General features: G+C 68.3%; 7 protein-coding genes and 1 pseudogene. 3 read left to right on the top strand and 5 right to left on the bottom strand.

The genetic code is table 11. The features are described 5' to 3' along the window. Positions 1 to 82: 82 nt before the first annotated feature. Entirely contained in the window at positions 83 to 1366 is a 1284-nt protein-coding gene (locus Q0907_RS05855) for a DUF1343 domain-containing protein (RefSeq protein WP_296280710.1), read from the bottom strand. A 141-nt stretch (positions 1367 to 1507) separates the two neighbouring features. Between Q0907_RS05855 and Q0907_RS05850 the strand changes: the two genes are divergently transcribed. Further along, on the top strand, positions 1508 to 3550 hold the full coding sequence (locus tag Q0907_RS05850; protein WP_299342468.1) for a hypothetical protein: 2043 nt from the start codon (positions 1508 to 1510) through the stop codon (positions 3548 to 3550). Positions 3551 to 3706: 156 nt separating this feature from the next. Next, positions 3707 to 5449 (top strand): hypothetical protein, encoded by a 1743-nt coding sequence (locus Q0907_RS05845; RefSeq protein ID WP_299342466.1) that lies wholly within the window; start codon positions 3707 to 3709, stop codon positions 5447 to 5449. A gap of 45 nt (positions 5450 to 5494) precedes the next feature. Here Q0907_RS05845 and Q0907_RS05840 read toward each other — a convergent pair whose 3' ends face one another. Continuing rightward, entirely contained in the window at positions 5495 to 7858 is a 2364-nt protein-coding gene (locus tag Q0907_RS05840; RefSeq protein ID WP_299342465.1) for a Tex family protein, read from the bottom strand. Positions 7859 to 8012: 154 nt separating this feature from the next. Between Q0907_RS05840 and pip the strand changes: the two genes are divergently transcribed. Beyond that, positions 8013 to 8957, top strand: a complete 945-nt coding sequence (gene pip / locus Q0907_RS05835) for a prolyl aminopeptidase (protein ID WP_299342463.1) — start codon at positions 8013 to 8015, stop codon at positions 8955 to 8957. Between the two features lie 54 nt (positions 8958 to 9011). Here the strand turns inward: pip and Q0907_RS05830 are convergent. The 3 genes and pseudogenes from Q0907_RS05830 to Q0907_RS05820 all read right to left on the bottom strand — a co-directional run. Beyond that, positions 9012 to 9584: pseudogene (locus Q0907_RS05830) on the bottom strand (OmpA family protein); the annotation flags it as partial. A 206-nt stretch (positions 9585 to 9790) separates the two neighbouring features. Continuing rightward, the gene (locus tag Q0907_RS05825) at positions 9791 to 11251 is read right to left on the bottom strand and encodes a wax ester/triacylglycerol synthase family O-acyltransferase (RefSeq protein WP_299342462.1); all 1461 of its coding nucleotides are present in this window, start codon (positions 11249 to 11251) and stop codon (positions 9791 to 9793) included. Positions 11252 to 11310: 59 nt separating this feature from the next. Continuing rightward, a complete protein-coding gene (locus Q0907_RS05820) occupies positions 11311 to 12729 on the bottom strand; it encodes a deoxyribodipyrimidine photo-lyase (RefSeq protein ID WP_299342460.1) in 1419 nt (472 codons plus the stop codon). Position 12730: the final 1 nt, after the last annotated feature.

The following is a 12730-nucleotide window of genomic DNA, read 5'->3' as shown; positions in this document are numbered from 1 at the left end:
CGGTGTGAAGCGCGACGAACGACCGGCGTCGTGCCATCGCCCCTGACGTCGCGCGCACGGCATGTCCAGGCTGAGAATGCGGCTACTGCGCGGCCTCTGCATACAGCAGATACCGCTGCCGCAGCCTCTCGAACTGCCGGAGCTCCGGCGTCCAGCGGGCCTCGATCGCTTCGATGGCATCGCCGCGCAGGATCGCCTCGCGCAGCCACGGCACGCCGGACAGCCGGTCGAAGAATGGCGGGTCGCCGGACAGGAAGGCGAAATCCTTCGGATGCTGCTCGTGCAACGCCTTCAGCACCGCAATGCCCGTGCGCACGGGGCGGAAGGCAGCGCGGTCGGTGATGTGCACCTGTACCCCGCCGCATGCCAGGCCCGCATGCTTCGAGAACGAGGGCGTGAACCAGGCGGCACGGAAACGCGCACCCGGCAGTCGCAGGGCGTTGAGGCGGTCGGCGAGCGCGCGTGCATCCACCCACGGCGCACCCAGCATTTCGAACGGACGCGTGGTGCCCCGCCCTTCCGACACGTTGGTGCCTTCCAGCAGGCCCAGGCCGGGATAGACGAGCGCCGTGTCCGGCGTCGGCATGTTCGGCGACGGCGGTACCCAGGGCAGCGCCTCGCGCAGCGGCTCCTCGCCGCGCCGCCACCCCTCCATCGCCACGACATGCAGGTCCGCGCCGATACCGAATTCGGTGTTGAACAGCAGGGCCAGTTCGCCCAGCGTCATGCCGTGGCGCAGCGGAATCGGGAACAGGCCGACGAACGAGGCCAGCGAGGGATCCAGGACCGGCCCCTCCACCCGCAGGCCTCCAAGGGGGTCGGGACGGTCGGCCACGACGACCGGGATGCCGCCGCGCTTCGCCGCCCGCATCACCCCCGCCAGCGTGTAGGGATAGGTATAGAAGCGCGTGCCCACGTCCTGGATGTCGAACACGATCACGTCGATGCCGGCCAGCATCGCCGCCGTCGGCTCACGGTGTTCGCCATACAGGCTGTGCACCGGCAGGCCGGTACCGGGGTCGCGCGACGAGGCGACCTTGTCGCCCGCCTGTACATCGCCACGCACGCCATGCTCGGGGCCGAACAGGGCGACCAGTGCGACGTCGGGATGGGCGGCAAGACGATCGATATCGCTGCGCAACTGGCGGTCCACGCCCGTGGCGTTGGTCACCAGGGCCACCCGCTTGCCGCGCAACAGGTCCAGCCGCTGTTCCAGCAGCACGTCGATGCCGAGCCGAGGAAGCGCATCGTCGCCGGCCAGCGCGACGGCACCGGGCGCCGCGCAGGCCAGGCACAGCAGCGCCCGCGCGGCGAAGGTGCGGGACGCGCGCAGTGCAGCGTGCAGCGGACGACGGAACCGAGCCATAGTGTCATCACCGTTTGCTATCGTTGTCACGACGATAGCAGCCTGCGTCGGGCGCCGCGCGAAAGTCGCCGGTACCGACGCCGTCTTCCGTTGTCAGTGAGGGATCCGATGTCCCGTACGGCGAAACGCATCATGCGCAGCATGTCTTTCCTTGTCATGGCCGGCGTGCTGGCCCCTGCAGCATCGCAGTCCGCACCGAACAGGCTCGGCGTGGCGCCCTCGGCGCAGTCGCAGGATTTCGTGGCGAACAAGCAGCAGTTCCAGCTGCACAGCCTGCTCACCGAACAGCGGCATCCGCGCAGCGTCGACCTGAGCACGCGCATCGCCGCCGACACCGCGGATGGCCTCGCCTCGCTGCTGGCGGTGGACGAAGACATCGCGCTTGCGCTGCAGGGAGTGGCCGACGACCCTGCCCGGCTGGCGACCCTGGAAGCCGCATCGCGCGAGATCACCCGCGCGCTGCGGGAAGGCCATCGCTTGTACTTCTACGGCACCGGTTCGACGGGACGCCTGGCCGAAACCATCGAGAGCGGCCTCTGGCGCCCGTTCTGGCAACGCACAGCCCGCTCGCCCGTCATGGCGAAGATCGAGGCCCGCTATCGGGGCCTGGGCGAGCGCGTGCGCGGCGAGATCACCGGTGGCGACCGCGCCCTGATCGCCTCGCTGGAAGGCTTCGAGGACATCCCCGAGATCGGCCGCCTGCAGTTGCAGGACAACGACATCCGGCCCGGCGACCTGGTCTTCGCCGTCACCGAAGGGGGCGAAACCTCCGCCGTGATCGGCACCGCGCTGGCGGCCGCCGACCAGGCCGGCGCCGACGCACGACGCACCTGGTTCGTCTACAACAATCCCGATGCGGTACTGCGGCCGTTCGAACGCAGCCGCCGCGTGCTGGACGATCCGCGGATCACCAAGATCCCGTTGCCGACCGGACCCCAGGCGATCACCGGGTCCACGCGCATGCAGGCCACCACCACCAGCCTGTATGTGCTGGGCGTGGTGCTGGAAGATGCGACGCGTGCGTTGCTGCGCGACGTACTTTCGCCCGGCGAACTCGCCTCGCTCGGCTTCAACGACGCCGGCATCGGCGATCGCCTGCGCGGCTTCGCCACGCTGCAGCAGACCGCCGCGGCCGCCGCGCCGAAACTCGCCGCCTGGACCGACCGCGAAGCCCGGAGCTATGCGAACGGCCGACGTGCGACCTACCTGGCCACGCGCGCACTCATGCCGGTGTTCGTCGACGTGACCGAACGGGCGCCGACCTTCCGGCTCGGCCCGCTCGATCCGGTGAACGCGACCGAGCGCCGCTCCTGGATCCAGGTATGGACGCCCGCGACCGATGGCGCACAGGCGTGGCAGGCGTTGCTGCACCGGCCATTCCACGGCCTCGACAAGGCGCTGTACCTTCCGCCGTTCGAGCACGGCATACACGATCCGTATCTGCGGGAAGCCGCGTTGCGGGGGCTGGCCAACGCGGGAGACGAGCAGCAGGCGCTCTACGATCTGTCGTACTCACCGGCCAACATGCAGCGCAATGCACCGGCGGCGGGCGATTCCGGTGCGCTGATCCTGCTGGGCGACGAACCGCACGCGCAGGCGAACAGCCGATGGCTCGACGCCGCCGCAGCGGCAGGCGCCGAGCTGGTGCTTGTGTCCGTGTCGGCGCGGCCGCTCGCACCGGACGTGCTGCGCGATCTTGACGCCCTGCCCCGTGACGTGCCGGTGATCGCAGTGACGGTGCCGCAGCGCGATGCGTTCGAGCTCAACCAGACCATCGTGCTGAAGATGCTGCTCAATGCGCACTCCACCGGCGTGATGGCCAAGCGCGGACGCGTGGTCGGCAACACGATGACCAGCGTGCAGCCCGGCAATCTGAAGCTGATCGGCCGCGCAACGTGGCTGATCCTGTCGCACGTCAACGCAGTGCTTGAGACTCCCGCGTGGCGCGCCGCGCATGGCATCACGGCACCCCTGACCTATGCAGAAGCCAATGCCGTGCTGTTCGATGCCATCGAGCAGCGCCGCAACGTAGCGGGCGCTGCGGGCCTGCCGGAAGTCGAACTGTCGGTCGTGGCGACCCTCGAGGCGCTGAAGCGCGGAGCGCCGGTCGACTGGACAGCCGCAGCGACGCGACTGCGCGCGGACGGCCTGAACCGCTACCTTGCGGGCTACGCAGCGCCATGACGTCGAACGTGCGCATCGCATCGCCGATGAGGTAGGAAAACCCTGATTTTTCATGAACACGGGGCGTAACGCCCCCGCGTGTGTCCGTCGCACCCATGACGCGGCGTTGTTCCTGGTGCAGGAGGGATCCTCAGCCAACCAGCCAAGGACAGCACCATGCCCATCATCGATACACCCCTCACGATAGAAAACCTGCGTCACCTGGAACTGCGCGAACGCTTCCGCGACGACTGGCGCATCAACCCCGAGATCTACTGGCCGTTCCTCCGTCCCTGCACCGTCAAGCTGCTGCTGGTCGCCGATGGCGGCCTGGACTTCTCCGAAGGCGATTTCGGCCTGTCCACCTTCGTGCGCTCGCTGCTCGCCATGCCGGGACGCCATGCACGCTTCGAGATCACGCTGGCGCATATCAACAGCGTGGCCGGCAGCCAGCTGATGTCCGCCGAAACACGCATCGCCCAGCGCATCCCGTCCTTCAAGTTCGACAATGCCGCGCATTTCGGCACCGCCATGTACGACGCGGTCTTCCTGTTCGGCATCAGCACCGGCTACGGCGGCACCCGTGGCGCCGGGTATCCGTCGGATCGACTGTCCGACAACGAGCTGCGCGCGTTGACGCAGTTCATGAATGCCGGCGGGGGCGTGTTCGCCACCGGCGACCACGGCGCGTTGGGCAAGGCGCTGTGCCATGCGATCCCGCGCGCCCGCGGCATGCGCCGCTGGGAATCCACGAGCGGCGGCGAAGACGAAGTCAGCATGGCCGGGCCTCGTCGCAACGACACCAACCGGCCGCCGGGCGTGTCTTCCTTCGAAGACCAGTCCGACGATGTGCCACAGACCATCCAGCCGCGCATGTACTCGCGGCGCAACGGGCTGTTCCGCTACACCTACCCGCACCCGCTGCTGTGCGGCCCGCGCGGCGTAATCCGCGTGATGCCCGATCATCCCCACGAAGGCGAATGCCTCGAGCCGACGTCGACAGGCGCGAACCTCAACTTCGGTGGTGCGCTGGGCGCGGAGTATCCCGCCGCCACCGACGGCGGCCCGCGCCCCCTGCCCGAGCTTGTCTCCTGGAACAGCGTGCTCGGCGGCACGCGTTCCGGCGGAAAGCAGCCGACCCAGTCGCAGACCTTCGGCGGCATCTGCGCCTACGACGGCCACCGCGCCGGCATCGGCCGCGTGGTCACCGATGCGACCTGGCACCACTTCGTCAACGTCAACCTGATCGGCCTGTTCAACGACAGCGGCCTGACGCCCGGGAATGTGTGGCGCAACGGCTTCCTGTCGTCGGCCAGCGGGCAGGCGCATTTCGAGGAGATCAAGTCCTACTACCGCAACCTCGCGGTGTGGTTGTCGCGGCCCGAGCGCATCCGCTGCATGAACTCGCGCCTGTACTGGACGCTGCTGTGGGACGAACGCGTGATGGAAGCGGTACTGACCACGACCGACATTCCGCTGGCCAAGCTCGACCTGGGCGCAATCCGCCTGATCGGCCAGCATGCGCGCGACGTGCTTGGTCGCTTCGCTGGCCGTTGCCAGGGTGTCCGGCTTGCGCTCGACCTGCTGTACGAACGCCTGCCGCCGCTGATCCCCGAGATCGATCCGTGGTGGCCCGAACCGGATCCGCTGCGGGAGAAGTTCGATGGCGTGGAATGGCTGGATGGCACGCAGTTGTTCGACATCGCCATCGGCAGCGCGCTGGTGGCCCTGCGCGAAGCCTTCCCGGAGCCCGACGAGAAGACGGTGCGCAAGCTGGAAGGCGATCAGATCGAGAAGGTGCTGCGGGAAGGTGCGCATGCCGGCCTGCAGCGCGCGATGGAGTCCATGGTCGCGTCGGCGGAGCTGCTGGCCTCGGTGTCGAAGATCACCGCGGGGCAGAAGCCGCGCAAGAAGCGCTGAGCGGGAACGCGGGACATCGGCCTATGCCGGTGTCCCGCGGCTGGATCAGGACTTGTCGCGGGCGCGGGCGAACGCCGCGGCCAGCGCGTTGTCCGCCGGCGCAGCGGTCGTCTTCGCGGGTACCGGACCACGCCGCGGGTCGCGCGGATTGCCGCGGTCCGGTCCGCGTGGTGGACGCGGGTCACTGTTGCGGGCCTCGCGCGGCGCCTGCGGCGCGGGCGCGTCGTCCAGGCGGCGGGTCAGCGCGATGCGCTTGCGGGCCACATCGACCTCCAGCACCTTGACCTTGACGATATCGCCCGCCTTCACCACCTCGCGCGGGTCCTTCACGTAGCGGTCGGCAAGCGCCGAGATATGGATCAGGCCGTCCTGGTGCACGCCGATGTCGACGAACGCACCGAACGCAGCCACGTTGCTGACCACGCCTTCCAGGATCATGCCCTCGCGCAGGTCCTTGATGTCCTCCACGCCGTCCGCGAAGCGCGCTGCCTTGAATTCGGGACGCGGATCGCGACCGGGCTTCTCCAGCTCCTTCAGGATGTCGCGAATGGTCGGTACGCCGAATTTCTCGTCGGTGTACTGCTCGGGCTTCACTCCACGCAGGAAGACGATGTCGCCCACGATCTGCTTCACCTGCCGGCCGCTACCAGCCAGGATGCGCTCCACCACCGGATAGGCTTCCGGATGCACGGACGAGGCATCCAGCGGCTCGTCGCCATCGGCGATGCGCAGGAAGCCGGCGCACTGCTCGAAGGTCTTCTCGCCCAGGCGTGGCACGCCGAGCAGCGCCTTGCGCGTGCGGAACGCACCATGCTCGTCGCGGAAGCGCACGATGTTCTCCGCCACTGTCGACGAGAGGCCGGACACGCGCGTCAGCAAGGCGGCCGAAGCGGTGTTCACGTCCACGCCCACGGCGTTCACGCAGTCCTCCACCCGCGCATCGAGAGCGCGCGCCAGGCGGAACTGGTCCACGTCATGCTGGTACTGGCCCACGCCAATGGCCTTGGGCTCGATCTTCACCAGCTCCGCGAGCGGATCCTGCAGACGGCGCGCGATCGACACCGCACCGCGGATGCTGACATCGAGATCGGGGAATTCCTTCGACGCGAACTCCGATGCCGAGTACACCGACGCCCCCGCCTCGCTGACGACGATCTTGTCCATCTTCAGTTCCGGCGCCTGCTTGATCAGGTCGCCCGCGAGCTTGTCGGTTTCGCGGCTGGCGGTGCCGTTGCCGATCGCGATCAGGTCCACCTTGTGCTTGGCGCACAGCGCACGCAGCACGTGCATCGATTGATCCCACTGGCGCTTGGGTTCGTGCGGATAGATGGTGGCGTGGTCGACCAGCTTGCCGGTGCGGTCCACCACCGCGACCTTCACGCCGGTGCGCAGGCCCGGGTCGAGGCCGAGCACGGCCTTCGGCCCCGCAGGCGCGGCCAGCAGCAGATCCTTCAGGTTGTCGCCGAACACCGCGATGGCCTCGGCTTCGGCCTTCTCGCGCGCCTGGTTGAACAGGTCCAGCAGCAGGTGCATGTGCAGCTTGGCGCGCCACGTCAGGCGGCAGGCATCCAGCAACCACTTGTCGGCGGCGCGGCCCTGCGCCGACACGCCGGCATGCACGGCCACGCGTCCCTCGGCCTGCAGGTGGCCCGCCTCGGCCTCCATGCCGGGGTCGAGATCGAGCAACAGGATCTCTTCGCGACGCGCACGGAACAGCGCAAGCAGGCGGTGTGAGGGGATCTTCGCCAGCGACTCGGCGTGGTCGAAATAATCGCGGTACTTCGCGCCTTCGTTCTCCTTGCCCTGCGCGACCTTGGCGCGGATCACGCCGACATCGGTCATCCAGGCGCGCAGTTCGCCCACCAGTGCTGCGTTCTCGCCCCAGCGCTCCATCAGGATGGCGCGCGCACCGTCGAGGGCGGCCTTCGCATCGGCCACGCCCTTGTCGGCATCGACATACGCGGCGGCCGCGACCTCCGGCACCTGTGTGGGATCGGCAAGCAGGCCGTCGGCGAGCGGCTCCAGGCCGGCTTCGCGCGCGATCTGCGCACGCGTGCGGCGCTTGGGCTTGTACGGCAGGTAGAGGTCTTCCAGCCGCGCCTTGCTGTCGGCGCCCTCGATCTCGGCGCGCAGTTCGTCGGTCAGCTTGCCCTGCTCGTCGATGCTGGCGAGCACGGCGGCGCGACGGTCTTCCAGCTCACGCAGGTAGGTCAGGCGCACTTCGAGGTTGCGCAACTGGGTGTCGTCGAGCCCGCCGGTGACTTCCTTGCGGTAGCGGGCGATGAAGGGCACGGTGGCGCCTTCATCGAGCAGCGCGATGGCGGCCTTGGCCTGCGCGGTCTGGGCGCCGATCGCGGCGGCGATGGTGGCGGCGATGTGCTGGGCGATCTGGGGCGTACGGTCTTGCATTGCGTCCGGTGCTGGAGAACCCGATGGATCGGGTGGGACCCGGATTGTGGCAACGGATGGCCGCGCGGGAAACGGGTTGACACGCGCGCCCGATGCGGGCTGACGGACGGGGCGTCGCTGGCTATGCTCGGACACCCCGCAAGGACCCCTGCCCATGCGCACGCTGTATCCCGAGATCGCGCCGTACCGCACGCACCGGCTTGCCGTCGATGCCCTGCACACGCTCCATGTGGAGGAATGCGGGAATCCGGACGGCATCCCCGTGATCTTCCTGCACGGCGGCCCGGGCGCGGGCCTGTCGCCGGTGCATCGGCGCTTCTTCGATCCGGCACGCTACCGCATCGTCCTGTTCGACCAGCGCGGTACCGGCCAGTCGACGCCGTTCGGCGAGCTGCGCGACAACACCACCGCGCACCTGGTCGCGGACATCGAAGCCGTGCGTGCGCTCGCGGGAATCGAGCGCTGGCTGGTATTCGGGGGCTCGTGGGGTTCGACGCTGGCGCTGGCCTACGCGCAGGCGCACCCCGCGCGTGCGACAGGCGTGATCGTGCGCGGCGTCTACCTCGGCCGCGAAGAGGAGAACCGCTGGTTCAACGAGGCCGACGGCGGGGCGCGCTGGGTGTTTCCGGAACGCTGGGCGCGCTACGAGGCGCATATCCCGGCGGGCGAGCGCGGCACGATGATCGAAGCGTACTGGCGTCGCATGGACGATCCCGACGCGGCCATCGCCATGGCCGCCGCACAGGCGTGGCTGAGCTGGGAAGACGGTGCGGCCACGCTGCTGCACGAGCCGGATGCCACGTCGGATGAAGATCCCGCCAAGGTCCTGGCCAAGGCGCGGATCGAAGCGCATTACTTCCGCCACAACGCCTTTCTCGCGCATGGACAGTTGCTACGCGACATTGACCGCATCCGCCACCTGCCCGGTGTGATCGTACAAGGCCGCTACGACATCATCTGCCCGCCGCGCAGTGCCTGGGACCTAGCACAGGCCTGGCCTCAGGCCCGCCTGGAGATGGTGCTGGCCGGCCACGGCGCCACCGAGCCGGCGATCACCGATGCGCTGGTTCGCGCAACGGATGCGTTCGCGGATCGCTGAAACGAAGACGGGCCGCGCAAAGGCGGCCCGTCGGAGAGCGAGGTGCAAACGTGCTTACGAACGGACCGGCAGCACACGGACCTCGACGCGACGGTTCGCGGCACGACCTGCATCGGTATCGTTGCTGGCGATGGGATAGCGCTTGCCCATGCCGACGATCTCGAAACGCTCGCGCTGCAGGCCCTGGCCGATCAGATAGTTGCCGACCGCCGCCGCACGCTGTTCGGACAGGCGCTGGTTCACGGCCTCGGAGCCGATGCTGTCGGTATGGCCGCTGACTTCCACGATCGTCTGGTTGTACTCGCGCAGCGTGGCCGCCACGTTGTTGAGCGCAGGATAGAACTGCGACTTCAGGTCGGCCTTGCCGAAGTCGAAGGTCACGCCATCCGGCAGGTTGAGCTTGATGACGTCGCCATCGCGGCTGACATCAATGCCGGTACCGGCGGTCTGGCGGCGCAGTTCGGCTTCCTGGCGGTCCTGGTAGGCGCCGATGGAGCCGCCCGCGATGCCGCCGATGCCCGCGCCGACCAGGGCGCGCTGACGACGCTCGGTGGCATCGCCACCACTGAGCAGGCCTGCGACGGCACCGATGCCGGCGCCGATCAGCGCGCCATTGCGGGTGCGGTTGGGATCGTTCGGATCATTGGTCTGGCCGGTGTAGCTGGCGCAGCCGCCCAGCATCGTCACGGTGAGCGCCGCGAGGGCGCCGGTCTTGAGCATCGCGTTCATGGGTATCTCCTGGGTGGCATGCGGATGGAACGGGGCGCAAGCCTAACCAGCGAAATGTTTACATCACGCGATTTGCGCCCTGTTCATTCAGGTGCCGGCGGGGATCAATCGACCAACGCCTGGGCCGCCGGGGCATCCAGCGTCTGCTCCCAGTCCCCCATCAACGACAGATAGAGCAGCTTGTCGAATTCCGGACCGAACCGGCGGATGACCGCATCGGGGTCCGGAATCAGCTTGGCATCGGCGATCAGCCCGAAATGCACCCGGCCGTTGTAGCTCAGGATGGAAATGCCCAGGCCGATGGACCCCGTCTGCGGCACCCAGAACATCATGTCCCGCAGGCGAGCGCCCCCCATGTACAACGGCTGCTGCGGGCCGGGCACATTGGTCGCCACGGCCGTCGCCTTGCGCGAGAACAACTCGAGCGCCACGCCCTGGATGGCCGCCGGCGCCATGCCCAGTGCCGCAAGAAGGCCAAAGGCAACAATAGCTTGCCGTGAATTCTTGAGGTCGCGCATGCACTCGGCGACCCGCTCGAGACGGCGGATCGGGTTGTCCTCGCCCACAGGCAGGTCCAGAAACACCAGACCGAAGTGGTTGCCCAGCTTGCGAGCGTGCTCCAGCGGACGCAGGTTCACCGGTACGGTGGCGCGCAGGGTGACGCCATCGAGCTGTTCGCCGCGCTCCAGCATGTAGCTGCGCAGGGCGCCGGCGGCGGCCGCCATCAATACGTCGTTGACCGTGCAGTCGCAGGCGCGCCCGACCGCCTTCACTTCTTCCAGGTCCAGCGGTTCCGCCCACGCGACCCGCTTGCTGACGCCAAGCTTGCCGCGCAGCAGCGTGGGTGGATCGTCGGACAGCGACAGCGCATGCAGCAGCTCGCGACCGATCTCGCCGCCCTCCTTCGCCAGCATGGTCGCCAGCGTCGGGTCCTGCATCATCTCCATGCCCTTGCCCAGCACCTTGCCGCCGATCTGCACGTAACGGTCGATGGCGCCGACGCGGCGCACGACCTCCGCGCCGTCCTTCTTCAGCCAGGCCGAACGCAGGTCCTTGCCCGTGTCGGGCTTGCGGCTGGTATCGGTGAGCGACAACAGCACCTGCACCAGCGCGATGCCATCGGCGTAGCTGTGGTGGATGCGGGCCACCAGTGCGGAGCCGGTGCCGTAGCGCTCGATCAGGTGGAACTGCCAGAGCGGCTTGGTCTTGTCGAGCGGCGTCGATGCCATCTGGCTGGTGAAGCGCTCGAGGGCCTTCTTCTCCGACTTCGGATCGTGCCGACCCGGCAGGGCCGAAATGCGCACGTGCCAGTCGAGATCGAAGTCCGGGTCGGTCACCCACGAAGCGCCTGCCGGCGTATCGACCGCCTTCTGCAGGAAGCGCGGATAGGCGAGGAAGCGCTTCTTGATGACCTGTTTCAGCCGATCCAACGTCATCGGCTCGTCGAACATCAGCACGCCGGTGATCATCATCGGATTTGTCGGCCGGCACATCCGCAACCAGGCGGTGTCCACCCGCGACATCGGCTCGCGACGCGGCTTCGCCGACGCCTTTTTCGTGGCCATGCGTACCCTCCTCTCCCGCGCCGAGTGAAGCATGCGGCGGCGAAAGGCGTCAACGCGGCTCAGTCACCGGTCTTGCGGTATGCAGCCAGTGCGCCGTCGCGCCCGGCGGCCAGGTCCACGATGGGATGGCGCGGGTACCCGCGGCCGCGCTTGGCCAGCAACTCGGGGGTCTGCCACGGGGCGAAGCGCGCAGGTACGGGGATGTCGGCCAGTTCCGGCACCCATCGGGCGATGTAGGTTCCTTTGGGATCGAACTTCTCCGCCTGCGTCACCGGGTTGAACACGCGGAAATACGGGGCGGCGTCGGCACCGGTCCCGGCCGTCCATTGCCAGCCCAGCGTGTTGTTGGCCAGGTCCGCGTCGACCAGCGTGTCCCAGAACCAGCGCGCCCCCTGCAGCCAGTGGTAGCGCAGGTGCTTGGTGAGGTAGCTGGCCACGATCATTCGCACGCGGTTGTGCATGTAGCCGGTGGCCCATAGCTCCCGCAGGCCGGCATCGATGATCGGCACGCCGGTGCGGCCCCGCTGCCAGGCATCGAGGGCGCGCGCATCGACCTTCGCCCAATCAAAGTGTTCGAAGCGGGGATTGAGGTTCTGGGTGGTGGTATGCGGGAAGTGGTGCAGCAGGTGGTAAGCGAACTCGCGCCAGCCCAGCTCACGGATGTAACCGTCCATGTCCGCGCTGTTGGCGGCGGTACGCACGCGCTCCAGCTCCGCCACGATGCGCCAGGGCGCGATCTCGCCGAAGTGCAGATGGGGCGACAGGCGCGAGGTACCGACACGGTCCGGCCGGTCGCGGTCGCTGCGGTAGCCGTTGAGCGCGCCGTCGATGAAGACGTCCAGTGCGTCGCGCGCGCCGGCCTCGCCGGGCGTCCAGACGTCCCAGAAGCCCGCATCCCATCCCCGTCGCGGCGTCAGCCGCAAGGCATCCAGCGGGTCGCCGCCGTGCCCATCGTCGAAGGACGGCAACCGTGAGGGCGCATTCCACAGGGCGGGCATGCGCCACAGGGTGAGTGCCGTCCGCCAGAAAGGCGTGAATACCTTGTACGGCTGGCCCTGCTGGGTAGCGATGTCCCAGGGTTCGATCAGCAGGCTGCCGTTGAAGCTGTCGGCCTGCAGGCCCTGCTCACGCAATGCCTTCTTTAGCGCAGCGTCGCGCGGCTGCGTGGCAGGTTCGTACTTCCGGTTCCAGAACACGGCGGTTGCGCCGGATGCCGCGACGAGGTCGTGCAGCACCTGCTCGCTGGATCCCTGCCGGATCACCAGGCGGGAACCGCGCCGACGCAGATCGCCATCGAGCGCCATCAAGGCGTGATGCAACCACGCCTGCGAGGCGGCACCCGGCGGCCATTCGCCCTCCTCGGCGGGGGCATGCACGTAAACCGGAATCGGGGTGAATCCCTCCTCCACCGCAGCCCGCAGGGCCGGGTTGTCGTCCAGGCGCAGGTCATGGCGGAACCAGACGATAGCGTTGGGCATG

The organism is uncultured Pseudoxanthomonas sp. (genome assembly GCF_947498795.1).
Lineage (GTDB): Bacteria > Pseudomonadota > Gammaproteobacteria > Xanthomonadales > Xanthomonadaceae > Pseudoxanthomonas_A.
Note: the sequence above shows the minus strand (reverse complement) of the source record. Positions and strands in the feature narration are given on the sequence as shown.

Coding starts and splice junctions, on each gene's coding strand:
- Q0907_RS05855 (WP_296280710.1), bottom strand. CDS start 1,366: ATGGCTCGGTTCCGTCGTCCGCTGCACGCTGCACTGCGCGCGTCCCGC.
- Q0907_RS05850 (WP_299342468.1), top strand. CDS start 1,508: ATGTCTTTCCTTGTCATGGCCGGCGTGCTGGCCCCTGCAGCATCGCAG.
- Q0907_RS05845 (WP_299342466.1), top strand. CDS start 3,707: ATGCCCATCATCGATACACCCCTCACGATAGAAAACCTGCGTCACCTG.
- Q0907_RS05840 (WP_299342465.1), bottom strand. CDS start 7,858: ATGCAAGACCGTACGCCCCAGATCGCCCAGCACATCGCCGCCACCATC.
- pip (WP_299342463.1), top strand. CDS start 8,013: ATGCGCACGCTGTATCCCGAGATCGCGCCGTACCGCACGCACCGGCTT.
- Q0907_RS05825 (WP_299342462.1), bottom strand. CDS start 11,251: ATGGCCACGAAAAAGGCGTCGGCGAAGCCGCGTCGCGAGCCGATGTCG.
- Q0907_RS05820 (WP_299342460.1), bottom strand. CDS start 12,729: ATGCCCAACGCTATCGTCTGGTTCCGCCATGACCTGCGCCTGGACGAC.